Origin of the sequence: Acinetobacter terrae, from assembly GCF_002135195.1 — a bacterium.
Lineage (GTDB): Bacteria > Pseudomonadota > Gammaproteobacteria > Pseudomonadales > Moraxellaceae > Acinetobacter > Acinetobacter terrae.
This window is the reverse complement of the sequence record NZ_NEGF01000003.1, coordinates 129663-156176: the sequence shown is the minus strand read 5'-3', so window position 1 is coordinate 156176 and position 26514 is coordinate 129663. Positions and strand designations below refer to the sequence as shown.

The following is a 26514-nucleotide window of genomic DNA, read 5'->3' as shown; positions in this document are numbered from 1 at the left end:
TCCATGGTCAGTCCTTTGTATGACCAACTTTAATTTTTTTATCAGTTTAAAAATCGCCGCTTTGTGTCAGGCACACTGGGTTTGCCAATAGGCATTGGCATAGTTCGATGGATTATTGCGCTTTAATACCTGACTGATATTTTGACTTGCATGCATTAATGCATCCAAGTTGATACCGGTTTCAAAACCCATCTTGGACAATAAATAGTACAAGTCTTCTGTGGCCACATTGCCCGAAGCACCTTTGGCATAGGGGCAGCCACCTAGACCCGCAATCGACGAGTCAAATATCCGAATGTTTTGATTAAGCGATTGATAGATGTTGGCAATCGCCATGCCGTAAGTATTATGAAAATGACCCGCCAAAACTTGGCTGTCTAATTCAGCAAGGCAGGCATCCCAAACTATTTTGACTCGATTTGGGGTGGCGGTGCCAATGGTTTCACCCAAGGAAACTTCATAGCAGCCCATATCCAATAATCGCTTGCAGACTTTGGCCACTTGCTGAGGATCAATTGCACCTTCATAGGGGCAATCCACCATACACGAGACATAACCACGAACTTTAATATCATTGGCTTTGGCTACTGCCATGATATCTGCAAACTTTTCGAAGCTTTCATCAATGGAACAGTTAATGTTTTTGCGGGTAAAACTTTCAGAAGCTGCGGTAAACACCGCAACCTCTTTACATCCCACAGCCAGTGCAGATTCGAAACCTTTCAGGTTTGGAGTGAGCAAACTGAATTGAATGTTCGGATCTTGCGGCAAGCTGGCAAACAGCACATCACTGTCTGCCATTTGCGGCACCCACTTTGCCGAAACACAAGAACCGACTTCAATCAACTTCAAGCCTGTTTGCATGAGGTCCAGAATAAAGTCTTTGCGTTGTTCAAGCGTAAGAGGCGTCTTTTCATTTTGCAGGCCATCGCGCGGACCGACTTCAACGATTTTGACAAATTCACTCATGCAACTTCCTCCACTAGGGCTTGAAATTCCACAAGTTCATCACCGGCTTTGACCTGGTCACCGGCTTGGAAATAGGAAGCGGAAATGATGCCGTCATGCGGTGCACGAATTGAATATTCCATTTTCATGGCTTCAAGCGTCATCAGCACATCATCTTTTTTCACCTGATCATTGGCAGCAACCAGTACTTGGGTAATTACACCTGGCATTGGCGCTTTTAAGTTGCCTTCAGTACTTTGTGCATCCTCAGAACTGAATTTCTGGTTGAGATAACTAAATTTGTGGCTTTGACCATTTTTGAAAATAGTCAGGCCTTGTGTATTTTGACTAAACGCAATTTTGTCTTGTTTGCCATTAATATTGAAATGCGCGGTATTGCTATTTAAAAGCTGTCCAGAAATATGGAATTTTTCACCTTGATATTCAGCAATAAAACCTTCTTTTTCAGCGCTTAAATTAACTTGAAAAAGTACTTCATCTAACTTCAACTTAATTACATAGCTTGGGCTGATATTAACGCGCCATAGCGTTTCATTTTGCCAGACCGGATTGCTTGCAGGTTTATTTTTACTAAAACGTAGCAGCAACTCTGTCAATGCCGTTGCAACAACCAGCTCAGGTTGCAGCGATGGAATATTTTTAAACAGGAACTCATCTTCACGCTGAATCAGATTGGTATCCAATTCGGCATTTTTAAATGAATCACAACGAATGATGCGATCTAAGAATGCAATATTATTGCCCAAACCATCAACATGGAACTGACCTAAGGCATGATGCATTTGCAATAAAGCGGCTTCACGGTTTTCACCCCAGACAATCAGTTTGGCAATCATCGGATCGTAATAGGTGCTGATTTCGTCACCTTGAACAATACCGCTGTCGACCCGGACATGCTGGTTTTGTTCAGGGTAGTGCAAATAGCTGATTTGACCAATTGCAGGAATAAAGCCTTTTTCAGGTTCTTCTGCATAGACGCGGGCTTCAATGGCATGACCATGGATTTTTAACTGATCTTGCTGTTTCGGTAATGGCTCACCAAAGGCAACACGCAACTGCCATTCAACCAGATCAACACCCGTGATCATTTCAGTGACCGGATGTTCAACCTGTAGACGGGTATTCATTTCCATAAAATATGCGGTTCCGTCTTGCTCTACAATAAACTCGACCGTACCCGCACCGACATAATCAACCGCACGCGCGGCGTCAATCGCGGCTTGGCGCATGGCATCAAGTTTATCTTGTGAAACCAGTGGTGCAGGGGCTTCTTCAAGCACTTTTTGATGACGGCGTTGTACCGAACAATCACGTTCAAATAAATGCACGTAATTGCCATGTGAGTCACCAAAGACTTGCACTTCAATATGACGCGGATTAATCACATAACGTTCAATTAATACTTCATCATTACCAAAGCTGGATTTGGCTTCGCTTTTACAAGATGCCAGTGAACTCAGGAAATCTTCACTGCGTTCAACCAGACGCATGCCTTTACCACCGCCACCGGCACTGGCTTTAATCAGCACAGGATAGCCAATGCCATCAGCCTGTTGTTTTAAAAATTCAGCCTCTTGATTGCTGCCATGATAGCCTGGAGTAAGCGGAACACCGGCTTTTTCCATCAGCGCTTTTGAAGTCGCTTTTAAGCCCATGGCCAAAATAGCCGCCACTGGTGGACCAATAAAGGTAATGTTATTGGCTTGGCAGGCTTCGGCAAACTGGTCGTTTTCCGACAAAAAACCGTAACCTGGATGAATGGCTTGAGCACCGGTATCTATAGCCGCTTGAATAATACGATTAATCTGTAAATAACTTTGTGCCGCTGGGGATTCACCAATATAAATCGCTTCATCGGCAAGTTTGACATGTTGCGATTGTGCATCGGCATCGGAATAGACAGCCACCGTCGCGATTCCAAGTTTTTTTGCGCTACGAATCACACGGCAGGCGATTTCACCACGGTTCGCAATTAAGATTTTTTCAAACATTGTATGATCCTTATTATTGTTGTGCTGTAGAGATAATCCAAGAAGGACTTTGCTTATCTAAAAAAGCACTCAAGCCATTTTTAGCCTCTAATCCTTGGCGTACATGGGCAATATGTTGGGCTGTTTGCAGTAGTAATTCTTCGGTTAGAACCTGTTGATCGACCATTTGAATCAGTTGTTTGGATGATGTCTGCGCGGCAGGGCCACCCAAAAGCAAGGCTTGAACAATTTCATCAATCTTGCTATCCAGCTCTTCTACAGCGGTGACCTCATGAACCAGACCGATTTTTTGTGCTTGCTCGGCAGTAATGCGTTCGGCGGTTAAGAAATAGCGAGAAGCCTGACGGGCACCAATGGCACGAATCACATAGGGACTAATCGTCGATGGCGCTAAACCTAAACGAACTTCAGACGTGGCAAACTTGGCATCACTACTGGCAATACAGATATCGCAGGCTGAAGCCAGCCCCATACCACCACCAAAAGCAATACCGTGTACCCGTGCAATGGTTGGCTGTTTTAAAGTCGCCAGACTCTGCAACATTTTCGCCAGTTTCAGCGCATCAGCTTGATTTTCCGCTTGCGATGCTTGTCCCGCCTGTTTCATCCAGTTCAAGTCGGCTCCGGCCGAGAAACTCTTACCTCGACCCGCCAAAACCACGACACGCACATCATCACGACTATTTAAAGCTTGAAAGCAGGCATGCAATTCTTCAATCACGGTGGTATTGAAGGCATTGTGGAGTTCGGCACGATTAATCCACACCGTAGCGACCTGATTCTGTTGTTCGAGTTGTAAAAATTGATAGGTCATTTTTTTCACCCCTTACATGCGGAACACACCAAATTTGGTTGGTAAAATTGGTGCATTTAAAGCAGCTGCCAAACTTAAGCCCAAGACCTGACGCGTTTGCGCAGGATCAATCACACCGTCATCCCAAAGACGCGCTGAAGCATAATAAGGATGACCTTGGCGCTCGTATTGATCGCGAATTGGTTGTTTAAATTGATCTTCCTGTTCCGCTGACCAGGTTTCACCTTTTTGTTCAATCTGATCGCGCTTTAAAGTGGATAGGACGCTTGAAGCTTGCTCACCACCCATCACCGAAATACGTGAATTCGGCCAAGTCCAAAGAAAGCGTGGAGAATAGGCACGACCACACATGCCGTAATTACCGGCACCAAACGAACCACCAATCACCAAGGTCAGTTTAGGCACATTGGCATTGGCCACGGCCATTACCAGTTTGGCGCCATTTTTGGCAATGCCTTCATTTTCATACTGGCGACCGACCATAAAGCCAGTGATATTTTGAATGAACAACAGGGGAATATTGCGTTGAGTACACAGTTCAATGAAATGCGCACCTTTTTGAGCCGATTCCGAAAACAAAATGCCGTTATTGGCAATGATGCCGACTTTCATACCAAAAAGTTCAGCGAAACCTGTGATTAATGTCGTACCAAAGCGGGCTTTAAATTCATCAAAACGTGAACCATCGACAATACGGGCAATCACTTCACGCACATCAAATGGCTTACGTGCATCACTTGGCACTACGCCATACAGTTCTTGTGCATCAAATAATGGTGCTTCAATTTCATCTGCAGTTTTATTCGGGTTTTTATTTAAATTCGCCACAATATTTCGGGCAATGGCAATTGCATGTTCATCGCTTTCAGCCAGATGATCTGCCACGCCTGATAAGCGGGTATGGACATCGCCACCGCCCAAGTCTTCAGAACTGACCACTTCACCGGTCGCAGCTTTCACCAAAGGTGGGCCGCCCAAGAAAATCGTGCCTTGATTACGCACGATAATGGTTTCGTCTGACATGGCAGGGACATAAGCACCACCTGCAGTACAGCTTCCCATCACCACGGCAATTTGAGCAATGCCTTGGCTCGACATACGCGCCTGATTATAGAAAATACGTCCGAAATGATCACGATCCGGGAACACTTCATCCTGCATTGGTAAGTACGCGCCACCTGAATCGACCAGATAAATACACGGTAAATGGTTTTGTTCTGCAATTTCTTGAGCACGTAAATGTTTCTTCACTGTCAGCGGATAGTAGGTTCCGCCTTTCACCGTAGCATCATTAGCCACAATCATGCAGGTCACGCCATTTACCTGACCAATTCCGGCAATCACGCCTGCAGCAGGCACATCATCCGGATAGACTTTATAGGCTGCCAATTGACCAATTTCCAAGAAAGCTGTTCCAGCATCAATCAGATGATCAACGCGTTCACGCGGTAAAAGTTTGCCGCGAGCCAAATGTTTTTCACGGGCTTTTTCGCCACCGCCTAAAGCAATCTGTTGCGCTTTTTGTTTTAAATCATCGACCAAAATCTGCATGGCAGCTTGGTTGGTTTTAAAATCTTCACTTCGAATATTAATTTTGCTTTGTAATCTATTCATGTTCGAACTTCCTTTTAATTCAATGTGCCTACAGACCGTGATTTAAGCTGTTTCATTAAACAGTTCGCGACCAATCAGCATGCGACGGATTTCAGAAGTTCCCGCACCAATTTCATAAAGTTTGGCATCGCGCCATAAACGACCTGCTGCAAATTCATTGATATAGCCATTACCACCTAAGGTTTGAATGGTTTCACCTGCCATCCAGGTGGCTTTTTCAGCAGCATATAAAATTGCACTTGCTGCATCTTTACGTAAGCTACGGCTATGTTCAGCCTTGTCACATTCAGCACCCACTGCATAAACCAGGGCTTTACATGCTAGCCAAGTGGAGTACATATCGGCAATTTTGCCTTGCATCAACTGGAATTCACCGAGTGCCTGACCAAATTGTTTACGGTCATGAATATACGGAAGTACCGTGTCTAGACATGCATCCATAATGCCCAACGGACCGGCACTTAAAACTGCACGTTCGTAGTCCAAACCGCTCATTAAAACCTTGGTGCCATTACCCACACCGCCAAGCACATTTTCTTTCGGGACTTCTACATTGTCGAAGAAAAGCGGGTAGGTGTTTGAGCCGCGCATCCCTAATTTATCTAAATGGGTGCCATGGCTAAAACCCGGCATGCCTTTTTCAACCAGAAAAGCCGTCATGCCTTTAGAACCGGCTTTCAGGTCAGTTTTGGCATAGACCACCAAGACGTCAGCATCGCCGCCATTGGTGATCCACATTTTTGAACCATTCAGCAGGTAATGATCGCCTTTGTCTTCAGCTTTTAATTTCATGCTCACCACATCCGAACCCGCATTTGGTTCTGACATCGCAAGGGCACCGACAAAATCGCCGGAAACCAGTTTAGGTAAGTACTTTTGTTTTTGTTGTTCAGAACCATTTCGCTTAATTTGGTTTACACATAAGTTAGAATGTGCCCCGTAAGACAAACCAATCGATGCTGATGCGCGGGAAATTTCTTGCATGGCAATAATATGGGCCAAATAACCAAGGTTAGTACCACCGTATTCTTCACTTACAGTTAGACCAAGCAGTCCCATATCACCAAACTTTTTCCATAGGTGAGCAGGAAATTCATTGTCTTGGTCAACTTGCTGAGCAATCGGTGCAATCTCCTTTGCACAGAATGCTGCGATTGAATCTTGTAAGGCAACTAGCGTTTCATCCAAACCGAAATTTAAGCTTTGTAGATTCATTTCTTCATTCATCCTGATGGTTATATTTGTTGTTCCAAAAAAGCATTTTTGTTGTGCTTGATTTTTACAATACAACTATTTTTTAAAAAAGTGAATCTAAATTCACAAAATGATTTACAATTCATTTTATCTGGTTGAGAATAAGATTATGAGTTATAAAAGATCATCATTGATGCAGGAACGAATGGAGCAAAATCGCCAAACGATTTTGCAGTCTGCTCGTGAACTGATTGCTCAAGGGGGATTTAAAGATGCGCAAATTCAGGCGATTGCTGAGCGTGCTGGCGTTTCCAGTGGTCTGGTTTATCGTTATTTCGATAATAAAAGCCAAGTGTTAATTGAAGTATTGTCGGATGCAATTCAGTATGAAATTCAAATTTTGAATAACATTGCTGCAAGTGATCTGCCAGTCGCTGAAAAATTACACAAGGCAGTGTCCACTTTCGTTAAACGTGCATTAAACAGTCCCCAGCTTGCGTATTCGCTGATGTTTGAACCTGTCGATCCTTCGATAGAGCATGAGCGTTTTCGTAGTAAGCAGCTGATTAAACAAAGCATTAATGAAATACTTGCCGAAGGTAAAATCAATGGCGAGTTTGGATTTGAAGATTTAAATACCGCAGCGCTGTGCGTGGTTGGCGCCATGACTTTTGTGGTAATTGAACCATTAAATCCTTCTAAAAATGTCAGGTTTGATCAGGCCTATAAAGACTATTTTGTCAAACAGATTGCCGATTTTTGTGTAAGTGGAGTTTGCTTAAAGGAGGGAGATTGATCGGTTAAACACAAAAAATAAGGCTGTTTGGGAAAGTTGTCTGAGTCAAAACAATTAAAGTGAAAGAATCATAATTACAAAGAATCAAGGAGAGTGATTCAATGACACAAGTACGGTTAAGTTATGCCTATGGAACAAGCAGTCAGCCTTTACTTGGGATGACCATTGGTGAAAAGTTTGATCAGGCGTGCCAGCAATATGCTGAACAAGATGCTGTGGTCAGCGTGCATCAAAATGTACGCTTAAGCTATAAACAGCTACAGGATCAAGTCAATGCATTTGCTTGCAGCCTGCTTCAATTAGGCTTGGAAAAGGGCGATCGAATCGCGATTTGGTCACCCAATTGTGTGGAATGGACCATTACACAATTTGCAGCATTTAAAGCTGGTATGATTTTAGTCAATTTAAATCCAGCGTATAAAAGCAGTGAACTTGAATATGTGCTGAATAAAGTATCCTGCAAGGCATTGGTCATTGCACCTCAATTTAAGAGCAGTAATTATCAGGACATCTTGACTAAAATTGCCCCTGAAATTACCCAATCGATAGATAAACTGCTTTCTTCTCAAAGACTCCCGCATTTAAAGCACATTATTAAAATTGACCATGAACAGCATACCGGTATTCACCGTTTCGCTGACTTATTGCCAGAACCGACGGCTGCACAGTTAGATCAATTACAAGCGATTGCCGCTGATTTGCAGTTTGATGAAACCATTAATATTCAATTTACTTCCGGCACCACGGGTAATCCGAAAGGAACCATGCTGACGCACAATAATATTTTGAATAATGGCTATTTTGTCGGTGAAGCGATTCATCTAACCCCGCAGGATCGGGTGTGTATTTCGGTTCCATTATTCCACTGTTTTGGCATGGTGATGGGGAACTTGGCCTGCATTACCCATGGTTCAACCATGGTGTATCCATCGGCTGTGTTTAATCCGCTCGATACCCTGAAAACCATCCAGCAAGAAAAATGTACCGCGGCGTATGGTGTTCCGACCATGTTTATTGCCATATTGGAACATGAACAGTTCGATGAGTTCGATCTTTCAAGCTTACGTACCGGTATCATGGCGGGCAGTCCGTGTCCGCGTGAAATTATGCAGCGCGTGATTGAACGCATGCACATGAAAGAAATCACCATCTGTTATGGTATGACTGAAACAGCGCCTGTGAGTGCACAAAGTTCAACGGCAGATTCTGTGGAACGTCGTGTAGGTACTGTAGGTCGGGTCCATCCACATCTTGAAATCAAAATTGTCGATGAAAATGGCAAAGTTGTACCGCGTGGAAACCTCGGTGAGCTCTGTGTACGTGGCTATTCAGTCATGCTTGGTTATTGGGAAGATACGGACAAGACTCAAGAAGTGATTGATGTTGCCAAGTGGATGCATACCGGTGATATTGCCGAAATGGATGAAGAAGGCTTTGTAAAAATTAAAGGCCGGATTAAAGATATGGTCATTCGTGGCGGCGAGAATTTATTCCCGAAAGAAATAGAAGATTTTCTGTATACTCATCCGGATGTTTCGGATGTACAGGTGATTGGTCTGCCAGATGCACGTTATGGTGAGGAACTTTGTGCGTGTATTATCCTGCACGAGCATCATCAGATCAATGAAGAAGCGATTCGTAAGTATTGTGCAGAGCATATCTCGCACAATAAAGTACCGCGATATGTACGCTTCTTTACTGAATTTCCAATGACCGCCTCAGGCAAGGCACAGAAATTCAAATTGCAGGAATTGATGCGTCAGGAACTAAACTTACTGGAAGATATTGCTTAACATTAATTCAATATTTGCTTTTAAGATCTGTATACCCCCCGATATTATTAAATAACGGGAGGAGCAGATATCTGCTGAAATCAAGATATTAAAAATGATTCAGGTTGAATAACACAGGTATTCATTGTCATGAAAGATGATTAATCATGAGGATAGACACCCATAAAAAAGCGACTTAATAAAGTCGCTTTTTTTGATACATCAACCAGAGAATTAGTTTATACGAATCCAGGTTTGGCTACGTCCTAAAGCAGAAATACCAATATAGCCACGTCCCGCTAAGGTTTTACCATCATTGGATAACTTTGCACTAAAGCTATAAGTTTTACCATTTTTAGGGTCGGTAATTTTTCCGCCATCATAAACATTATTTGCAGTCTTTTTCAGACCTGAAACAATCTGTATACCTTCAATTGATTTGTTATGGAATTTACCTGCACATTTTGTGCATTTTTCACCTTCAGTACCGTCCAGTACATCTAGAATTTTTGCAGAAAGTACACCGTTCGAGGTTTCAGAAAATTGAACAATCGATAATGGCTTTTTGGTTTCATCATCGATGGTTTTCCATTTAGTGCCATGTAATGGATCAGAAGCTAAAGCAAGGCTAGAAACTAGAGGTAGTCCTAATACACTTAGAGTTGTTTTTATCATCATTAGACCTCAACTGATTTGAGTAAGTTTTTTCTTTAAAATTAATAGAAGTTTTGTATACACATTCCAGACTTCTACTCGAAAAAGAAGAACATATGTTCAATTAGAATTATTATAAAAAAAATAGTAGTTGTTATGGATTTTTTATATATTTATGTTTGTAGTCTTTACCCAGATAAAGTAAGCGATAAATAAATAGAGCCTTGGCATTGAATCTATATTCGCTGTCTTATATTTAATTAAAATCTAGCTCATATCATTAAATATCTTCTTTAGACCTCTTTCATAAATCAAAAAGTGATCTTCTTTTTGGTTGATATTTGCACTCCGGATTTCTTAGCATTCGTGCATAATCTGCGGATGAAATACATCGATTCAAACAAGCTTTCTGATCCTCAGTTCAAGCGATACACCGGCATCTCATGGTCAACCTTCTATTTAATGGTTGAGCAATTGAAGAAACATGTTCCTACTAAAGGCAGACCGCCCAAGTTAAGCCTGGAAGACCAGGTTCTTCTCTGTCTGAGCTATTGGCGGGAATACCGAACCTTATTTCACGTTGCGACGAGTTACGGGGTTTCAGAGCCGACAGCTTCAAGAGTTGTACGTCATGTTGAAGACTGCCTGATTCAGTCTAAGCTGTTTAATTTACCGAAGAGTTTACCCGAAGGTGAAGGCATCGACTGGAATGTGGTGATCGTGGATGCCACGGAAATTCCAATCCAAAGGCCTAAAAAAACAGAAGAAAAGCTATAGTGGCAAGAAAAAGACCCATACCTTCAAAGTACAGGCCATGATTCACTACAAGACTCAGCAAATACTGAGTTTATGTAGCAGTCGCGGTACTGTACATGATTTCGAGTTGTTCAACCGTAATTTAAACCAGATTCCTTTGGGGTCTTTTATCCTTGCAGATAAAGGCTATCAGGGAATTTATACTTTGTATCCGAATAGCCTGTTACCCTTAAAAGCCAAAAGACAGTGTAAATTGGATCCTGAACTCAAAATCTATAATCAGGAAATCAATAAAAGAAGAATAGGGATTGAACATGTATTTGGCAGGCTGAAAACCTTCAAGATCCTTGCTGAGCGTTATCGAAATAGAGGCAGAAGACTCGGTTTGAGATTCAATTTAATTGCTGGAATCTACAACTTGGAGCTGAGTAAAAAATGATTTATGAAAGAAGTCTTTTATATCAATAAGATAAAAAAAGAAAATGAGTTAAATTTTATGTGCTGTATTTAGAGAAATTTGTATAACAATCATCGATATAAAATTTTATAGTTTTTATTAATTTACTCTATGAAATTTTTATTATAAAAATGATCTGTCAGTCTCAAGTCAGAAATTTTATTGAAACGAATAATATTTGATTTCGAATTTATGCGAAAAATCAGTGAAAATATTTTTAATCTGAGCCTCCTTGAAGGCTCAGATTACCTAAAAAAATAAATGAAGGCGTTATCTAAACGTCTGCATTGTGGGTATGAGCTGCATTGCAGCGCAAGAACTATCCAAATTACATATTCGGATAGTTCGGACCACCGCCACCTTCAGGGGTTACCCAGGTGATGTTCTGAGAGGGATCCTTGATGTCACAGGTCTTGCAGTGCACACAGTTGGCTGCATTGATCTGGAAGCGTTTCGAACCGTCGTTCTCTTCCATGATTTCGTAAACGCCAGCAGGGCAATAGCGCTGCGCAGGCTCGTCCCATTTCGGCAAATTCACGTTTACTGGAATAGAAGCATCGGTCAGTTTTAAATGCGCCGGCTGGTTTTCTTCATGCACGGTGTTGGATACAAACACCGAAGACAGACGGTCAAAAGTCAGCTTGCCATCCGGTTTTGGATAGTTCGGCTTGAAGGTTTCTGCAGCCTGAGTTTTCAGTGCTGCATAGTCAAGTACCAGATCATGCAAAGTGAAAGGTACTTTAAACACGTTCTGGTCGATAAAGTTAAACGCACCGCCAATCCACTGACCAAATTTGTGCATCGCCGGGCCAAAGTTGCGCGAGTTATATAACTCTTCTTTCAGCCAGCTGTTGTTGAACTTGTCGGTATAAGCCGTCAACTCTTTAGTGAAGAAATCTTCGCCCTCTAAAACGCGTGCAACCGCCAGTTCACCGCCTTTTTCCACACCGGCAGCAATTGCTTCAAATACTGCTTCACCGCAGAGCATGCCGGATTTCATCGCGGTATGAGAACCCTTGATTTTGGCGAAGTTCAGGAAACCTGCATCATCACCAATCAATGAGCCACCCGGGAAGGTGAACTTCGGCAGCGAGTTAAAGCCACCTTTGGTCACGGCACGTGCGCCATAAGAAATACGCTTGCCGCCTTCAAGATATTGCTTGATTAAAGGATGGGTTTTCCAGCGCTGCATTTCCATGAACGGATACATATGCGGGTTGGTGTAGGACAGATCCACGATCATGCCCAAAGTCACCTGGTTGTTTTCAGCGTGGTAGAGCCACCAGCCGCCTGAAGAACCGGTTTCATTCAATGGCCAGCCAGCACCATGCATCACCAGACCGGGTTTATGCTTGGCCGGGTCAATTTCCCAGAGTTCTTTAATCCCTATGCCGTAATGCTGCGGATCGGCATCTTTGTCTAGGTTATATTTTGCAATCAGACGTTTACCGAGGTGACCACGGCAACCTTCAGCAAAAATGGTGTATTTGGCATGCAGTTCATAACCCGGAGTAAAGTTATGCGTCGGTTCGCCATCCTTGCCGATGCCCATGTCACCAGTTTGAATGCCTTTAACGGTGCCATCTTCATGATACAAAATTTCTGATGCGGCAAAGCCCGGGAAAATGGACACTTCCAGTTCTTCTGCTTTAGTGCCTAACCAGCGCACCACGTTGCCAAGCGAGATGACATAGTTGCCATCATTGTGCATGGTTTTCGGCACCATCCAGTGTGGCGCTTCTTGTGATTTTTCATCAGACAGCAAGAAGAACATTTTGTCTTCAGTCACCGGAACATTTAAAGGCGCGCCTTCTTCCTTCCAGTTCGGGAACAGTTCATTCATGGCACGCGGTTCAAGCACCGCACCGGACAAGATGTGCGCACCCACTTCGGAGCCCTTTTCCACCACACAAACGGACAGATCGTTTAGGTTGTTTTCAATTGCAAGTTGACGAATTTTAATCGCTGCAGAAAGACCCGCAGGGCCTGCGCCTACGATAACGACGTCAAACTCCATCGATTCTCTAGTTGTATTATCCATAATGTAAAACCTTATTTCGCTTAGCGGTATTTTATCATTTTTAAAATTTGTTATGAAGTTTAATTTTCATATTTTTCAAATAAAAAAAGCCTCCTGAGAGACTTTTTTTAATGGCTTTAAAACTTTATGATTTTTGTGGATCGTATTGTTTTTCTTTGATGAAGAGAGCAGGGATCACACCACAAATAAAGTATGCTGCACCCATCACAAGGAAACCAAGGCCAATAGAACCACCGCTTGCTAAGTAACCAATTACGGCAGGTGCAATGGCAGCGCCAAGACGACCAACATTGTATGAACCCCCGATTGCTGTACCACGTACGGCTGTCGGGAAACTTTCAGTCATGTAGGTTGCATTTACACCATATGGAATACCGTATAAGAAACCGAAGATGACTAATAGATAAAGAATATTTTCTGGTGAGTTATAGAACACGATCAGAGGTAAGAAAATCGCTGTACCAATGGCACCGAATGCATAAGTAAAACGTCGCCCAACTTTATCTGCCATATAGCCTGCAAGGATTTTACCCAAGATCATTGCTGTATATGTACCAACCATATAAGCCGTCATTTCTTTAAATTTCATACCCAATTCAGTTTCCAGGTATGTTGGCATCCAATTGTTTACACCGTAGTAACCAAATTGTAAGAAGCCAGCAGTTAATGCCCAAAGAATGAACATATTACGGTTTTTCTTATCTTGGAAAATCATTTTCCAAGTCGATTCAGCAGGTTTGTCTGTCAATTCTACTTTCTTGAAACGGTTTTCTTGCCATGCAGCAGGTTCTGGCACCAAGAAATGCATCAGAATCGCTAAACCAACGGGTATTGCAGCCACGTAGAACAGCATACGCCAGCCATGGTCTGGAATTAACCAGCCTGCAAGTAAAGTTGCGACGATATAGCCCACCGTCCAACCTGCCTGGAGTGTACCGAGTACAGTGGTGCGGTATTTGGTTGGTACGTATTCCGCCATCAAGGTGTTAGAGGCAATATATAAAGAACCTAAACCGAGGGATGCGAAGAAACGTAAAGCACCGAATTCTGCAAAACTTTGAGTGAAGCCTAAACCACAAGTCAATACAGAGAAGAGTAAAATCGAAACCACTACAGTGCGCACGCGACCAAACTTGTCACATGCCCAACCGCCAAAAATGCCCCCAATGGCCATACCAGCAAGGGTGAAGCTACCAAGCATCCCTGCTTCGACCGTTGTTAATCCAAACTCAGCTTTAATGCTGCTTAAGCTATAAGATAAAAGCATCAAGTCAGCGCCATCAACCAATAAGGCCAAGAACGCAAAAATAAATGCAATTTTCCAAGTATTTGAATTAATTTTGGATAAAGTATTAACAGCCATAATCCATTACCTTATAAAAAAGGCCGAGTCGCAAGGAGAGTGACCCAGCCAAAACTGTTATTGCGTAGCTTCTTTAATCATGTTGCGCGCAATAATCACTTGTTGAATTTGAGTTGTACCTTCGTACAAACGGAATAAACGCACATCACGGTAGAAACGTTCAATTGCATATTCGCTGATGTAACCTGCGCCACCATGGATTTGCACACCACGATCTGCGACGCGACCGCACATTTCTGTAGCGAACATTTTTGCGCAAGAGGCTTCAGTGCTGACATTTTTGCCTGCATCGCGTAAACGTGCCGCATCTAAAACCATGCATTTAGCTGCATAGATTTCAGCTTTTGAGTCTGCCAACATGCCTTGAATCAACTGGAAGTTTGCAATCGCTTGACCAAATTGCTTGCGTTCAACTGCATATTTCAGTGAGTCATCTAGCATGCGTGTTGCTGCGCCAACGCTAAGCGCTGCAATATGAATACGACCTTTATCAAGTACTTTCATCGCAGTTTTAAAGCCCACACCTTCTACACCACCAATTAAAGCTGATGCTGGAATACGGCAGTTTTCAAAGATCACGTCACAAGTATGAGCGCCTTTTTGACCCATTTTCTTGTCACGTTTACCCAGTGAAATACCAGGCGTTTTACTGTCGACAATAAATGCAGAAATAGCAGCAGAACCTTTTAATTCAAGATTGGTACGTGCCATTACCGTAAATGCACCGGCATGTGGGGCATTGGTAATAAAACGTTTTGTGCCATTTAAAATGTATTCATCACCATCTTTTACTGCAGTTGTTTTTAAAGATGCAGCATCAGAACCAGAATCAGGTTCGGTTAAACAGAATGAACCAATAATTTCGCCGCTGGCTAGGCGCGGTAGAAAATACTGTTTTTGTTCTTCTGTACCATCAATGATCAAGCCTGAAGCACCAATACCGTTGTTGGTACCAATGAGCGAACGGAAAGCAGGAGAAGTACGGCCCAATTCAAAGGCAATATAAACTTCTTCTTCCATAGTTAGGCCAAGGCCTTCATATTCTTCAGGAATTGTTAAACCAAACAATCCTAACTCTTTCATTTGCTGAACGATTTCTGCAGGAATTTCGTCTGTTTCAGCAACGAGTTCTTCATTGGGGATTAATACACCTTCAACAAATTGACGAATCATATCGACTAACTGGTCTAAGGTTTCCTGATCACGAATCATGTCCTAACTCCGTTTTTAGGGTTAACACCTTGTTTTTTCCACGCAATAAAATCGAACAAGATGTAGTCACTAAGCTAAATTTATGCGGATACTAATCAAAAAAGATCGCATATACAACATATACGAAAGTATATTTCGCACTGCGGTATTTAGTATTTATTAGAGTTTTGATATTAAGTTATTGTTTTTTAAAGATTGACTAGATCTATCATGGTTATTAATTATTTTTCATATGAAAAAATTTGATTTAACATTAGCCTGGAATTATGTATATTGTAATTATATACCGCTGTGCGAAATGAGAAGATTATGGAAAGCACTCAAATATTAAAACTCAACATTCAAGAAGATGGCGTGGCGCTGGTAGAAATACATCGACCTGAAGCAAGGAATGCACTGAATCTGGAATTACGTCAGACACTTTCAGAAACTTTTCAAGCGCTGAATCAGAACCCCGCTGTACGCGCAATTGTGATTACTGGCGGTGAAAAGGTCTTCGCGGCCGGCGCTGATATTAAAGATTTCACCACAGCAACGACTGCGCAAATGTATTTACGCCATACCGAACAGTACTGGCAAAGCCTGGTTGATTGCAGCAAACCGATCATTGCGGCTGTAAATGGCTATGCCTTGGGTGGCGGCTGTGAACTGGCGATGCATGCCGACATCATCATTGCCGGTCAATCGGCAAAATTTGGTCAACCTGAAGTGAAACTCGGTCTGATGCCGGGCGCGGGTGGTACACAACGTTTATTGCGTGCGATTGGTAAATTTAAAACCATGCTGTTGGTGTTGTCGGGTAAATTTATCAGCGCTGAAGAAGCGAGCCAAATGGGCTTGGTCTCGGAAGTGGTTGAAGATGAAAATACCATTCCACATGCATTAGAACTGGCTAAGACTATTGCAAGTTTCTCTCCAATTGCAGTTCAGCAAATTAAAGAAGTGACCAATTTAGGTCAGGATTTGTCTTTACAGGGTGCGCTGACTTTAGAGCGTAAAGCCTTCCAGATTCTATTTGATACCCAAGATCAAAAAGAAGGCGTGAATGCATTTTTTGAAAAACGTCCTGCACAGTACACTGGAGAATAAGACATGACCATTCAATCTATGGCGTTGATCGGTACCGGTGTAATGGGCATGGGGATTGCGCAAATTGCTGCACAAGCCGGTGTCGAAGTACGTTTATTTGATGCAAAGGTAGGTGCTGCAGAGGCGGGCTTAGCCAAACTCAAAACCATGCTGGAAAAATTGCAGGCCAAAGGCAAATTCACCGAAGAAGTGTTAAATGAAACCTTGGCGCGTTTTGTGGTTTTAGACAGCATTGAGCAAATCGCAGGTGTGGACATGGTGGTTGAAGCCATCATTGAAAATCTTGAGATCAAGCAAAGTCTGTTTAAGAAAATTGAAGCGATTGTTGCACCAGATACGATTTTAGCCACTAATACCTCATCGTTGTCTGTAACCGCCATTGCTTCAAACCTTGAACATCAGGGGCGTATGGCAGGTTTCCACTTCTTTAATCCTGTCCCTTTGATGAAAATTGTGGAAGTGATTGCAGGTTTGGCAACCGATGAACAAGTGGTTGCGGACTTGCTTGAACTGGCACAGCGCATGGGCCACTTTGGTGTGCGCACCAAAGACACACCGGGATTCATCGTCAATCATGCGGGTCGTGCTTACGGTACCGAAGCGCTGAAAGCACTCGGTGAAGGTGTTGCCTCTGTTTCAGACATCGACCGTATTTTACGTGACGGTGCAGGTTTCCGTATGGGGCCATTTGAGTTATTCGACTTAACTGCACTAGATGTATCGCATCCGGTGATGGAATCGATTTTTAACCAGTACTATCAAGAAGACCGTTATCGTCCGCATGCTTTAACCCGTCAAATGTTGGCAGGTAAAAAAGTCGGTCGTAAAGTCGGTGAAGGCTTCTATAAATATATCGACGGCAAAAAAACCAACGAAGCACCTGTACAAGCTGTTCCGTCAGTCAACCACTTTAATGCGGTGTGGATTGCGGCGGATCGTGAGCAAGATGCCAGCGTTTTACGTGACTATATTCGTGAGCAAGGCTTAGTGCTTGATAGTGCTGACGTTCCTGCTGTAGACAGCTTAATTATTTTGGCAACCTATGGTGAAGACACGACTACAGCAGCTTTACGTTTAGGTGTCGATCCAGCGCGTGTTGTGTCGATTGATATGCTGACAGATTTTGCCAAACACCGCACGCTCATGCCTTCGATTTTCACTGCGAAAAACTATATTGATCAAGCACATGCCATTTTTACTAAAGATGGGCAGGGCGTTTCTGTGATTGCAGAAAGCGTGGGCTTTATTGCACAGCGTGTCTTGGCGATGGTGGTAAATTTGGCCTGTGACATTGCACAGCAACAAATTGCCACAGCGTCTGACATCGATAAAGCGGTGAAACTGGGTCTAGGTTATCCGCATGGTCCAATTTCATGGGGCGATGTATTGGGTAGTGATCGCATCCTACTGATTCTTGAACGTATCTATGCCAATACTGGTGATCAGCGCTACCGTCCAAGCCCATGGCTGAAACGTCGTGCACAACTGAATTTATCTTTACTTCACAGCGCAGCTGTTTGAGCGAGTCAAAAGGAACTTCCTATGTTAAATGCATATATTTATGATGGCGTACGTACTGCTTTTGGTCGCCATGCCAGTGAGTTAGCTACCATCCGTCCAGACAACTTGGCCGCGCATGTGATTAAGGCCTTGGTTGAAAAACATAATTTACCGAATAATATCTATGATGATGTGATTTTAGGGAACACCAACCAAGCGGGTGAAGACAGCCGTAATATCGCGCGTCATGCGACTTTGCTTGCAGGTTTGGATGTAAAAACCCCTGCACAAACCGTAAACCGTCTCTGTGCATCAGGTTTGGCAGCAGTCATCGACGCAGCACGTGCGATTACATGTGGTGAAGGCGAGATCTTTATTGCCGGTGGTGTCGAATCGATGTCGCGTGCGCCTTTTGTATTTGCCAAATCAGAAACGCCATTTAGCCGTGATTTCAAAGTCTTCGATTCGACCATTGGTGCGCGTTTCCCAAACCCATTGATCGAAAAACAGTTTGGTAACGACACCATGCCACAAACCGGTGACAATGTTGCGGTGGAATATGGTGTGACGCGTGAAGATGCAGACCAGTTTGCGGCTGCATCACAAGCCAAATACGAAGCAGCGAAACAGTCTGGTTTCTTTGCTGGCGAGATTATTGGTGTTGAAGTATCTCAAGGCCGTAAGTTGCCACCGAAACTGGTTGATCAAGACGAACATCCACGTCCGTCTTCTAATTTTGAAGCGCTACAAAAATTACGTCCACTGTTTGAAGGCGGTGTAGTGACTGCAGGTAATGCTTCAGGGGTGAATGATGGTGCAGCAGCACTGTTAATTGGTTCTGAGCAAGCTGAACAAACTTTAGGTTTTAAACCGATTGCGAAAATATTGGCATCGGGTGCAGCAGGGATTGAGCCACGCATCATGGGTGCAGGCCCTGTTGATGCAATCAAGCTGGCATTAAAACGTGCCAATCTGACTTTGGCGGATATGGACATCATCGAGATCAATGAAGCTTTTGCCTCTCAAGTGTTGGCATGTCTCCGAGGTTTGGATGTGGCGTTGGATGATCCGCGTGTCAATCCAAATGGTGGTGCGATTGCAGTTGGTCATCCACTGGGTGCATCGGGCGCTCGCTTGGCATTATCAACGGCACGCGAACTACAACGCAGCGGAAAAAAATATGCTGTGATCAGTCTATGTATTGGTGTGGGACAAGGTCTCGCAATGGTTATTGAACGCGTATAAAGGGAAAGATACATGGGTGCATTAGAGGGTATTCGCGTACTGGATTTAAGTCGCGTACTTGCAGGTCCTTGGTGTGGTCAAATCCTCGCGGATTTAGGCGCAGAAGTGATTAAAGTCGAACGTCCAAAAACCGGTGATGACACCCGTTTATGGGGTCCACCTTGGATGAAGAATAATCAAGGCGAGGACACACGTGAAGCAGCTTATTATCAATCTGCGAATCGAAATAAACTTTCCGTTGCGATTGATATTTCGACCGCTGAAGGTCAGGAATTGGTCCGCGCTTTAGCTGCAGACTCTGATGTTGTGATCGAAAATTATAAAGCTGGCTCGTTGAAAAAATACGGACTGGATTACGATAGTTTAAATGCAATTAACCCGAAACTGGTTTATTGCTCAATTACCGGTTTTGGTCAAACAGGTCCGCGTGCGCCTGAACCAGGTTATGATTTTATCATTCAGGGCATGGGTGGCTTAATGTCTGTGACTGGTGAAAAAGATGATTTACCGGGTGGTGGCCCACAAAAAGTCGGTGTGGCATTTGCCGATTTAACCACGGGTCTGTATTCAACAATTGCCATTCAAGCGGCATTGTTGAATCGCACCATTACTGGCTTAGGTCAATACATTGATATGGCATTGCTAGATGTGCAAGTGGCAACGCTTGCCAATCAAGGCATGAACTATTTAGCTTCGGGTAAAGTACCGGGTCGCTATGGTAATGCACATGCCAATATTGTGCCTTATCAGGTATTTAAAGCAGCAGACCAAGATTTTATTATTGCCTGTGGGAATGACAAACAATTCGTGGCACTCAGTAATGCGATTGGTTTGCCGGAATTACCCAATGATCCGCGCTTTACCACCAATGCACTGCGGATTAAGCACCGTACTGAAATTGGCGTGTTATTGTCTGAACATTTCCTTAGTAATAATGCGAAACATTGGGTTGAAGCGATTCATGCAGTCAAAGTTCCAGTCGGTTTAATCAATAACCTCGAACAAGCTTTTGAAGAGCCGCAAGTTCAGGCACGTAACATGTTGATTGAAATGCAGCATCCTTTAAAAGATAAGCTTAAAGTGATTGGTTCTCCAATCAAACTTTCTCGTACCCCAGTGGAATACAAGAAAGCACCACCGATGCTGGGTGAACATACCAATGAAATCTTGGCGCGTGTAGCTGATGCTGAAAAATTAGCAGAACTGCGAACAAAAGGCATCATTGGTTAATCTATGTTAAAAGCCTTTTTCAAATGAATAAAGAAGCAACTTTTTATAAGTTGCTTCTTTGCTATTAATAGGATATTTATATTATAATTTTCGCAATGCGAAACAAAATTAAAGAATTTAGGCCATTTAAATGACAGAAATGACAGAATCGGAACAAGCGGAGAAGCTGTTAGCTCCATTACGACATGAACTCCTAGATCCCATTGAGGATATGCAGGATGAAAATGATCGCCAATACATTACCGCTCTTGCCCGTGGCTTGGAACTGTTACGTTGTTTTACACCAAAACATCAACATTTAGGTAACCAGGAACTCTCTCAAATGACAGGGTTGCCTAAACCAACCATTAGCCGTTTAACCCATACGCTGTCACGTTTGGGGTATTTGAAACAAGTACCAAGCTCAAGTAAATTTCAGCTTTCTGTGGGTGTACTTTCATTTGGTTATTCAATGTTGTCGAATCTTTCAGTCCGTTCGATTGCTCATCCATACATGAAAGAATTAGCGGATTATGCAGGTGCAGCAGTTGCTATGACAACCCGTGACCGCTTAAACATGATCTACTTAGATGTTGTACAAGGCAAAGGTAGTGTTACTATGCGACGCCAAGTCGGTACCTATTTACCCATTCATTTAAGTTCTGTTGGTCGCGCATGCTTGGCAGCAATGCCCGAAGATGAACGCGAATTTTTACTGAATGCCATTCGTTCCAAACACAAAGAAGACTGGATCAAGATTAATCGCGATTTAGATAAAGCTTTTAAAGACTATCAAGACTTTGGATATTGCTTCTCGGTAGGTGATTGGCATAAAGATGTGAATTCAGTGGCGGTGCCTTATTATCATGAGCAACATGGTTTATTAGTATTTAACTGTGGTGGACCAAGCTTTATTTTAAGTCGTGAAAAGCTGGAAGATGAAATCGCACCGCGCTTGGTACATATGGTAAATAATATCCGTACAGATGTTGGGTAGTTACTATTAAGACGCGATATGTATTATTTAAATAGTCACATAGAGAGCAGTATTTATTCAAAAAGATACTGCTCTTTTTTGTTTATTTTCGAATAATCATCAATGTTGCAGTAGCATGTGCATAAATTTTATCATTTTCATCAATAATTTTGCCTTCAGTACTGACTATTGTCCGTCCAGCATTAATCAAGTGCCCAATGCCTCGATAGGTTTTTCCGACTTGCATGGGACGGATCATTTTTATATTCAAGTCTACAGTAGCAAAGCGATTGCCTTTTTCCATAATTGAGTGGGCAACTCCACCAGTTACGCTGTCTAGAACAGTGGCACAGAATCCACCATGCACGCCACCTTGTAAATTAATATGTTCTTCACCGGGTGTAACTTCATACACGACATAACCTTCTTGCACATCCACCAGTTTCATGGGAATGGTCTTGGCCATCGGTGCATGTGGAATTTCACCATTTTTAACAGCAGTTAAAAATTCTAAACCTGTATATTGATCCATCGACATTTAATCTTATTTCCTATACGCCTTGTAATTACTTCCGATTTTAATATTTATTGAGTTATTTTGAAATAAAATACCGCAATGTAAAACTAAGGTTTTATGACTCTTTTTTCTTATTTGAAATAGTTCTTGGCATTTTTAGAAATTTAAGTAAATCTACTCTTAATTAATTGTATTGAGATTTTTCATTTTTGGAGTAGGGTGGTTCCCGAAAGATGAAATTGAGCATGAATCAATGGAATTTGATGTCGCTATTGTTGGAGGAGGATATCCCAATCATTTCTAGTGAAAGTAAAGACTTGAAGTAATTAAACTTCATCATTCAATCCTGAATGTAATTCTCTGATGTAAGAGAAAAAATCTAATCTCAGGCCTCAGAAGGCTGGAAAACTTTTAATTTTTAATCATGCCTTGTTGAATCAAGTTTTCTATTTGTTGAGTGTTAAAACCTAACTCTTGTAAGAATTTTTGTGAATGTTCCACTAAATCTGGAATCGCGTGAATATTTAAATTCTTTGCTTCCGTCAAACTCACAGGCTTAAGTGGTAGGTATTTTGCCTATAGGGGAATCCACTTCAATCCAACGTTGGCGCGCTTTGAGTTGTGGATGTTCCCAGATATCCTGAAATTCATTTACACTGGCATTGGCAACTTTTTCCTTTTCTAAGCGTTCCAGAATTTCGTGCTGATCCCTTTGTGTAATGATGTTTTTTCGAGAATATATAGGATGAGAAGGATCACTAACCGACCGTTTAACGTATACATTTTTGTGTTTGGGTTATTTAAAACAAGTGATCGACTTGAGTAAATTTCAGCTTTCTATTGGAGTGCTTTCGTTTGGTTATTCGTATTGTCGAATTTATCCATTCGCTCAATTGCTCGTCCTTATGTAGTCGTCGAATATCTGCAATCACCATAATATTGATTAGACCTTATTAAGTTTGCGGTTTTTTATTGCCTGTGATTTGGTTTTACCCATGAAGGGGTCTGCACTTCCTGTTATAGTTCAATATAGCGGAGAATACTTTTACCATGAATCTTACTTATAAATATTTGTACACTCGCTTTCATGTGTTTGGTTCTTTACCAACTCATAAGATTTTTAAAAGTGAAACTGGAAGTCAATCTAAATTAGTGTTTGCAGATCAGTCTTTTATTTATGGGTTAGTTTCCGATTGGGCTATTAACAATATACATTTTGACGGCTGTAAACCTACATGGGAGCAAGAGTCAAAATTATTTTTAGTCAAGGAAAAGGACGCATTAGTTCTATACAGATTACAGCATCCACATTTTAAGACTGAAGCTCTTATTTGAGCTCTTTTATATGATAAAAATCATAGTTTACTGCATTTAGTTGAGTTTGTAGATTATACGCAGAATGTAGTGGATTAGTCTTATAAACGGGGTATGATTTAATTCTGTTACGACATAATTTGGGTGTAAACTCATCGTCATTTGAATTACCCTAGTTTAAGCAAAAGCTCGTCAAAAGATGGGCTTTTTTATTATATAAAGTTTTTCTCTTTAAGCCAAATGTAAAGAGGATGCAGCATTAAAAAATACCATTATGTGATTTGTTTAAATTAATTTACATAAAGTGTGAATTGATTAACAAATAGGCAAATAAACTTAACATAATAAAATAAATGATTTTCTATAATTTATTGGGAAAATAATAACAAGGCTATAGAAATGTCTAAAATTCTCATTTTGAAAGAAGTAAATGCTATAAGCAGTTGCGGCACAGAGATAATCGTAGAACAAATCTTTGAAAAGAATTTAAATGAGGATGGAGCAAGCTTGAATTGGATGGCGTTACCTAAAATAGTTATTAGTGAAAAAGTATTTAATTTAAATAAAGATAATATTTTTACTCATCCTGGAACCGGAAAAGTATTCAGGGTAATAAAACAAACAGATATGTTTAAATTTAAAAAAAAGACTAAACGTTTATTTTAAGTTTTTAATAATCTAATAGCAAAATAGAAAGAAAAAAAGCTCATCCAAAGATAGGCTTTTTGTTTCAAATAACAACATTGATAATCTTCCTATTTTTGATATCTTTGAATTTTGGTAAGAATTTAAAATTATGAAAAAAATATTGTGTCTTGGACTGATGATTTCCTCACTTGCAGCGTGTTCAACTGTACATAACAAAGACACTCATGCACCAAAGTTAGATGCAGCCAATACTGCTAGTGAATATTGTATTAACCAAGGTGGAAAATTAGAAATCAGAAACGAAGTGAATGGTCAAGTTGGTTATTGCCATTTGCCAAATGGTCAAATCAATGAAGAGTGGAAATTTTTCCGCGATAGCTCAAAAGAATGTTTAGCAGAGGAAGCTAAAGTTCTGGTGGGAAAAACTGGTTTAACTGATGATCAAATTAAACAAAAAACTCAATCTGAAATTATTCGTCGTATTGCGCCTGGTCAGCCAGTAACGATGGATTATCGTTCAAATCGAATTACAGTTACGATTGATCCTGTTTCTAAGAAAATCACCCATGCAAGTTGTGGTTGATTTTTATCACAGTTATTAAAGTATAAACAAGAACTTAAAAAGCTCATCGAAAGGTGGGTTTTTTTTATAACTAAATATGAACAATCAGCTAACAAATGCATTGAATATTTTTGAAATTCTTCAGGGGTATAGTGTTTAATTAATATGCTTGCTGGAGCAATCAAAAATGAAAAGTGCCGCTAATTTTCAGATGTTACAGCAAGTTTATAATTTTATGGCAGAGAAACCAAATTTTAAAACAAAAGCGGAGCTAGATCTATTATTAGAATTTTTTTCAGAAATACAGCAGGATCAAAAAACAGCAGTCAGGCTTGACTCACCTTCTAAAATTATCGGTAAATTTGGGAGTCGACAAATAATCAATATTAATTTAGCGCCTCCCATACGGCATAAAAATGAGTTTCTGGCATGGGTATATAAACAATTACATCGCTAATGATTTAATTTAACAATATCACCTTTAATCTTCGCAAATGACAAAAGGAAGCCTACTTAGCAAAAGGTAGGTTTTTTTTATTACCCTTAAAATAGCTATATTATTGAAAATAAAAAGTGAATTAAAGAAAAGGGTTGAAAATAGTTTCTCTATATTTTTTCGACGAAATGAGGATGGAATATTTTAGTTATTCGAAGTAAAAAGGGAAAAAGATAAATCAAAAACTTAAATAGGACTAATTCACCGGGTTAAGCGGTTTTTTATTGTCTGAAATTTTAATTCCTGTTAAGAACAGTTTAGATGGGTTAATTCCTCGGTAAATTATTTTGTATCCATGCTTCTGAATACTTTGATGAAATTGAGTATCGGAAGTAAATCGGTAAATATTGCATATAGAATTAGTAATATAAAACAAATGTTTGTGATTTGTTTGTAACGCCTTGATGATTTTGTATTTAGATTATAATTCTATTTTTGGTAATCAACGGTGACCAAAATGACTGTATCAACTTCGCTATTAACGTTTGAAGAATTATTTACTGAACTTCACCATGCTATTGCTAAACGAGAGCAAAATCCCGTTCGATTGAAAGAGCCTTTAGATTCTATCGAGAAGGGTGCTATTTTAGAATTGGAAGAATACTGCTGAAAACACGCTTTTAATTTTCAAACTCATTTAGAGGGTGAAAATACATTTGTGATCACGGTGGAGTAGTAATTTGATGCAATTTTTAAGAGCGTTATGTTGTTTGAACGCGTATGAGTATGAGCAGGATGACAATGGCAAGATGATTAAAGTGTGTCGCAAATGTGGAAAAAACCTAAACAAAATATTAGTTGGTCCAGTATAGCTGAATGTACTATGGCCCATAAAACTCTGCTACATAATACGAGATATGGGCGGTTTTTTTTATTTTCTTATGTAAGGATCAGTATGTGGTAAGTTCACGGATGAAATTGTATTCATCTGTCATGATAAATTATAGAGTCTAATCCATATAAGGTATTAGAATGAAAATTATTGCTAAAGACCGAAATACAGGTGAAATGATAGAACTTAATGCTGAAGAAGATACGAGCATGGGAACTTTAAATTATTTTTATTGTGATCAAGAGGGAAATTATTTACGTTCATCCAAACGTCCTTATGACAAAATGCCTAGACATTCGGTGATGCCTAATATGCATTTTGCTTTAGGTCAGCGATTAATCTTAATTATAGAAATAATAGAATGACAACAAGCCTCCTACGGGAGGTTTTTTATGGGTAAAATTTTATCAACAGACCATACCAGCCATTAATCTAATCAATTAAGAGGAAGATGAACACCTCATGAAAAATGTACTGGTACGTAGATAGATAG

At 41.1% G+C, this 26514-nt stretch carries 26 protein-coding genes and 1 pseudogene; 15 read left to right on the top strand and 12 right to left on the bottom strand.

Annotation, left to right across the window (positions count from 1 at the left end):
* Positions 1 to 66: 66 nt before the first annotated feature.
* Genes B9T23_RS04945 through B9T23_RS04925 form a run of 5 tightly spaced genes read right to left on the bottom strand, consistent with a single transcriptional unit; the run spans position 67 to position 6603 of the window.
* Positions 67 to 969: a hydroxymethylglutaryl-CoA lyase gene (locus tag B9T23_RS04945; protein WP_086193245.1), complete on the bottom strand. Its 903-nt coding sequence runs from the start codon at positions 967 to 969 to the stop codon at positions 67 to 69.
* Positions 966 to 2960, bottom strand: a complete 1995-nt coding sequence (locus B9T23_RS04940) for an acetyl/propionyl/methylcrotonyl-CoA carboxylase subunit alpha (protein WP_086193244.1) — start codon at positions 2958 to 2960, stop codon at positions 966 to 968. Before B9T23_RS04940 ends, B9T23_RS04945 begins: the two co-directional genes overlap by 4 nt.
* Before the next feature lie 13 nt (positions 2961 to 2973).
* The gene (locus B9T23_RS04935; RefSeq protein WP_086193243.1) at positions 2974 to 3774 is read right to left on the bottom strand and encodes an enoyl-CoA hydratase/isomerase family protein; all 801 of its coding nucleotides are present in this window, start codon (positions 3772 to 3774) and stop codon (positions 2974 to 2976) included.
* Between the two features lie 12 nt (positions 3775 to 3786).
* Positions 3787 to 5388 (bottom strand): carboxyl transferase domain-containing protein, encoded by a 1602-nt coding sequence (locus tag B9T23_RS04930; RefSeq protein WP_086193242.1) that lies wholly within the window; start codon positions 5386 to 5388, stop codon positions 3787 to 3789.
* Positions 5389 to 5430: 42 nt separating this feature from the next.
* Positions 5431 to 6603 (bottom strand): isovaleryl-CoA dehydrogenase, encoded by a 1173-nt coding sequence (locus tag B9T23_RS04925; RefSeq protein ID WP_086193366.1) that lies wholly within the window; start codon positions 6601 to 6603, stop codon positions 5431 to 5433.
* A 148-nt stretch (positions 6604 to 6751) separates the two neighbouring features.
* On the opposite strand from B9T23_RS04925, the gene B9T23_RS04920 reads away from it, so the two are divergent.
* Both B9T23_RS04920 and B9T23_RS04915 read left to right on the top strand, forming a co-directional pair.
* Positions 6752 to 7378 carry a TetR/AcrR family transcriptional regulator gene (locus B9T23_RS04920; protein WP_086193241.1) on the top strand — a complete coding sequence of 209 codons (627 nt, stop codon included), beginning with the start codon at positions 6752 to 6754 and terminating at the stop codon, positions 7376 to 7378.
* 101 nt (positions 7379 to 7479) lie between these two features.
* Positions 7480 to 9171: an AMP-binding protein gene (locus B9T23_RS04915; protein WP_086193240.1), complete on the top strand. Its 1692-nt coding sequence runs from the start codon at positions 7480 to 7482 to the stop codon at positions 9169 to 9171.
* A 213-nt stretch (positions 9172 to 9384) separates the two neighbouring features.
* Here B9T23_RS04915 and B9T23_RS04910 read toward each other — a convergent pair whose 3' ends face one another.
* Positions 9385 to 9822 carry a DUF2147 domain-containing protein gene (locus B9T23_RS04910; RefSeq protein WP_407640416.1) on the bottom strand — a complete coding sequence of 146 codons (438 nt, stop codon included), beginning with the start codon at positions 9820 to 9822 and terminating at the stop codon, positions 9385 to 9387.
* A 348-nt stretch (positions 9823 to 10170) separates the two neighbouring features.
* On the opposite strand from B9T23_RS04910, the gene B9T23_RS04905 reads away from it, so the two are divergent.
* Both B9T23_RS04905 and B9T23_RS16865 read left to right on the top strand, forming a co-directional pair.
* On the top strand, positions 10171 to 10581 hold the full coding sequence (locus tag B9T23_RS04905) for a transposase family protein (RefSeq protein WP_171263055.1): 411 nt from the start codon (positions 10171 to 10173) through the stop codon (positions 10579 to 10581).
* Complete coding sequence (locus B9T23_RS16865; protein WP_213033029.1) at positions 10529 to 10999, top strand: transposase family protein; 471 nt, start codon at positions 10529 to 10531, stop codon at positions 10997 to 10999. The genes B9T23_RS04905 and B9T23_RS16865 overlap by 53 nt, the downstream gene beginning before the upstream one ends.
* 346 nt (positions 11000 to 11345) lie before the next feature.
* Here B9T23_RS16865 and B9T23_RS04895 read toward each other — a convergent pair whose 3' ends face one another.
* The 3 genes from B9T23_RS04895 to B9T23_RS04885 form a co-directional block, all read right to left on the bottom strand.
* Positions 11346 to 13058 carry an electron transfer flavoprotein-ubiquinone oxidoreductase gene (locus tag B9T23_RS04895; RefSeq protein ID WP_086193237.1) on the bottom strand — a complete coding sequence of 571 codons (1713 nt, stop codon included), beginning with the start codon at positions 13056 to 13058 and terminating at the stop codon, positions 11346 to 11348.
* A 124-nt stretch (positions 13059 to 13182) separates the two neighbouring features.
* Positions 13183 to 14421: an MFS transporter gene (locus B9T23_RS04890; RefSeq protein WP_086193236.1), complete on the bottom strand. Its 1239-nt coding sequence runs from the start codon at positions 14419 to 14421 to the stop codon at positions 13183 to 13185.
* A 57-nt stretch (positions 14422 to 14478) separates the two neighbouring features.
* Positions 14479 to 15633 (bottom strand): acyl-CoA dehydrogenase family protein, encoded by a 1155-nt coding sequence (locus B9T23_RS04885; protein WP_086193235.1) that lies wholly within the window; start codon positions 15631 to 15633, stop codon positions 14479 to 14481.
* 309 nt (positions 15634 to 15942) lie between these two features.
* Here B9T23_RS04885 and B9T23_RS04880 point away from each other — a divergent pair, with 309 nt between their 5' ends.
* From B9T23_RS04880 to B9T23_RS04860, 5 genes are all read left to right on the top strand, one after another.
* The gene (locus tag B9T23_RS04880) at positions 15943 to 16722 is read left to right on the top strand and encodes an enoyl-CoA hydratase (protein ID WP_086193234.1); all 780 of its coding nucleotides are present in this window, start codon (positions 15943 to 15945) and stop codon (positions 16720 to 16722) included.
* Between the two features lie 3 nt (positions 16723 to 16725).
* Positions 16726 to 18243 (top strand): 3-hydroxyacyl-CoA dehydrogenase, encoded by a 1518-nt coding sequence (locus B9T23_RS04875; protein WP_086193233.1) that lies wholly within the window; start codon positions 16726 to 16728, stop codon positions 18241 to 18243.
* 21 nt (positions 18244 to 18264) lie between these two features.
* Complete coding sequence (locus B9T23_RS04870; protein ID WP_086193232.1) at positions 18265 to 19467, top strand: 3-oxoadipyl-CoA thiolase; 1203 nt, start codon at positions 18265 to 18267, stop codon at positions 19465 to 19467.
* A 12-nt stretch (positions 19468 to 19479) separates the two neighbouring features.
* Positions 19480 to 20697 carry a CaiB/BaiF CoA transferase family protein gene (locus B9T23_RS04865; RefSeq protein WP_086193231.1) on the top strand — a complete coding sequence of 406 codons (1218 nt, stop codon included), beginning with the start codon at positions 19480 to 19482 and terminating at the stop codon, positions 20695 to 20697.
* Positions 20698 to 20827: 130 nt separating this feature from the next.
* Positions 20828 to 21673, top strand: a complete 846-nt coding sequence (locus B9T23_RS04860) for an IclR family transcriptional regulator (protein ID WP_086193230.1) — start codon at positions 20828 to 20830, stop codon at positions 21671 to 21673.
* Between the two features lie 82 nt (positions 21674 to 21755).
* On the opposite strand, the gene B9T23_RS04855 is transcribed toward B9T23_RS04860, so the two are convergent.
* The 3 genes from B9T23_RS04855 to B9T23_RS17205 all read right to left on the bottom strand — a co-directional run bounded on the left by B9T23_RS04855 (position 21756) and on the right by B9T23_RS17205 (position 22890).
* Positions 21756 to 22190, bottom strand: a complete 435-nt coding sequence (locus tag B9T23_RS04855; RefSeq protein ID WP_086193229.1) for a PaaI family thioesterase — start codon at positions 22188 to 22190, stop codon at positions 21756 to 21758.
* 390 nt (positions 22191 to 22580) lie between these two features.
* The gene (locus B9T23_RS17140; protein WP_265733408.1) at positions 22581 to 22715 is read right to left on the bottom strand and encodes a hypothetical protein; all 135 of its coding nucleotides are present in this window, start codon (positions 22713 to 22715) and stop codon (positions 22581 to 22583) included.
* A gap of 10 nt (positions 22716 to 22725) precedes the next feature.
* Complete coding sequence (locus B9T23_RS17205; protein ID WP_407640415.1) at positions 22726 to 22890, bottom strand: CoA transferase; 165 nt, start codon at positions 22888 to 22890, stop codon at positions 22726 to 22728.
* A 46-nt stretch (positions 22891 to 22936) separates the two neighbouring features.
* On the opposite strand from B9T23_RS17205, the pseudogene B9T23_RS16930 reads away from it, so the two are divergent.
* From B9T23_RS16930 to B9T23_RS04830, 6 genes and pseudogenes are all read left to right on the top strand, one after another.
* Positions 22937 to 23079, top strand: a pseudogene (locus tag B9T23_RS16930) (IclR family transcriptional regulator); the annotation flags it as partial.
* Between the two features lie 803 nt (positions 23080 to 23882).
* On the top strand, positions 23883 to 24149 hold the full coding sequence (locus B9T23_RS04845; RefSeq protein WP_067722547.1) for a hypothetical protein: 267 nt from the start codon (positions 23883 to 23885) through the stop codon (positions 24147 to 24149).
* A gap of 130 nt (positions 24150 to 24279) precedes the next feature.
* Positions 24280 to 24714 carry an I78 family peptidase inhibitor gene (locus B9T23_RS04840; RefSeq protein WP_086193227.1) on the top strand — a complete coding sequence of 145 codons (435 nt, stop codon included), beginning with the start codon at positions 24280 to 24282 and terminating at the stop codon, positions 24712 to 24714.
* A gap of 166 nt (positions 24715 to 24880) precedes the next feature.
* Positions 24881 to 25150, top strand: coding sequence for a hypothetical protein (locus tag B9T23_RS04835; RefSeq protein ID WP_086193226.1), 270 nt, complete (start codon positions 24881 to 24883; stop codon positions 25148 to 25150).
* Between the two features lie 496 nt (positions 25151 to 25646).
* Positions 25647 to 25799: a hypothetical protein gene (locus tag B9T23_RS16755; protein WP_171263054.1), complete on the top strand. Its 153-nt coding sequence runs from the start codon at positions 25647 to 25649 to the stop codon at positions 25797 to 25799.
* 362 nt (positions 25800 to 26161) lie between these two features.
* The gene (locus B9T23_RS04830; RefSeq protein ID WP_086193225.1) at positions 26162 to 26386 is read left to right on the top strand and encodes a hypothetical protein; all 225 of its coding nucleotides are present in this window, start codon (positions 26162 to 26164) and stop codon (positions 26384 to 26386) included.
* Positions 26387 to 26514: the final 128 nt, after the last annotated feature.

Coding starts and splice junctions, on each gene's coding strand:
- B9T23_RS04945 (WP_086193245.1), bottom strand. CDS start 969: ATGAGTGAATTTGTCAAAATCGTTGAAGTCGGTCCGCGCGATGGCCTG.
- B9T23_RS04940 (WP_086193244.1), bottom strand. CDS start 2,960: ATGTTTGAAAAAATCTTAATTGCGAACCGTGGTGAAATCGCCTGCCGT.
- B9T23_RS04935 (WP_086193243.1), bottom strand. CDS start 3,774: ATGACCTATCAATTTTTACAACTCGAACAACAGAATCAGGTCGCTACG.
- B9T23_RS04930 (WP_086193242.1), bottom strand. CDS start 5,388: ATGAATAGATTACAAAGCAAAATTAATATTCGAAGTGAAGATTTTAAA.
- B9T23_RS04925 (WP_086193366.1), bottom strand. CDS start 6,603: ATGAATCTACAAAGCTTAAATTTCGGTTTGGATGAAACGCTAGTTGCC.
- B9T23_RS04920 (WP_086193241.1), top strand. CDS start 6,752: ATGAGTTATAAAAGATCATCATTGATGCAGGAACGAATGGAGCAAAAT.
- B9T23_RS04915 (WP_086193240.1), top strand. CDS start 7,480: ATGACACAAGTACGGTTAAGTTATGCCTATGGAACAAGCAGTCAGCCT.
- B9T23_RS16865 (WP_213033029.1), top strand. CDS start 10,529: ATGCCACGGAAATTCCAATCCAAAGGCCTAAAAAAACAGAAGAAAAGC.
- B9T23_RS04895 (WP_086193237.1), bottom strand. CDS start 13,058: ATGGATAATACAACTAGAGAATCGATGGAGTTTGACGTCGTTATCGTA.
- B9T23_RS04890 (WP_086193236.1), bottom strand. CDS start 14,421: ATGGCTGTTAATACTTTATCCAAAATTAATTCAAATACTTGGAAAATT.
- B9T23_RS04885 (WP_086193235.1), bottom strand. CDS start 15,633: ATGATTCGTGATCAGGAAACCTTAGACCAGTTAGTCGATATGATTCGT.
- B9T23_RS04880 (WP_086193234.1), top strand. CDS start 15,943: ATGGAAAGCACTCAAATATTAAAACTCAACATTCAAGAAGATGGCGTG.
- B9T23_RS04875 (WP_086193233.1), top strand. CDS start 16,726: ATGACCATTCAATCTATGGCGTTGATCGGTACCGGTGTAATGGGCATG.
- B9T23_RS04870 (WP_086193232.1), top strand. CDS start 18,265: ATGTTAAATGCATATATTTATGATGGCGTACGTACTGCTTTTGGTCGC.
- B9T23_RS04865 (WP_086193231.1), top strand. CDS start 19,480: ATGGGTGCATTAGAGGGTATTCGCGTACTGGATTTAAGTCGCGTACTT.
- B9T23_RS04860 (WP_086193230.1), top strand. CDS start 20,828: ATGACAGAAATGACAGAATCGGAACAAGCGGAGAAGCTGTTAGCTCCA.
- B9T23_RS04855 (WP_086193229.1), bottom strand. CDS start 22,190: ATGTCGATGGATCAATATACAGGTTTAGAATTTTTAACTGCTGTTAAA.
- B9T23_RS04845 (WP_067722547.1), top strand. CDS start 23,883: ATGTCTAAAATTCTCATTTTGAAAGAAGTAAATGCTATAAGCAGTTGC.
- B9T23_RS04840 (WP_086193227.1), top strand. CDS start 24,280: ATGAAAAAAATATTGTGTCTTGGACTGATGATTTCCTCACTTGCAGCG.
- B9T23_RS04835 (WP_086193226.1), top strand. CDS start 24,881: ATGAAAAGTGCCGCTAATTTTCAGATGTTACAGCAAGTTTATAATTTT.
- B9T23_RS16755 (WP_171263054.1), top strand. CDS start 25,647: ATGACTGTATCAACTTCGCTATTAACGTTTGAAGAATTATTTACTGAA.
- B9T23_RS04830 (WP_086193225.1), top strand. CDS start 26,162: ATGAAAATTATTGCTAAAGACCGAAATACAGGTGAAATGATAGAACTT.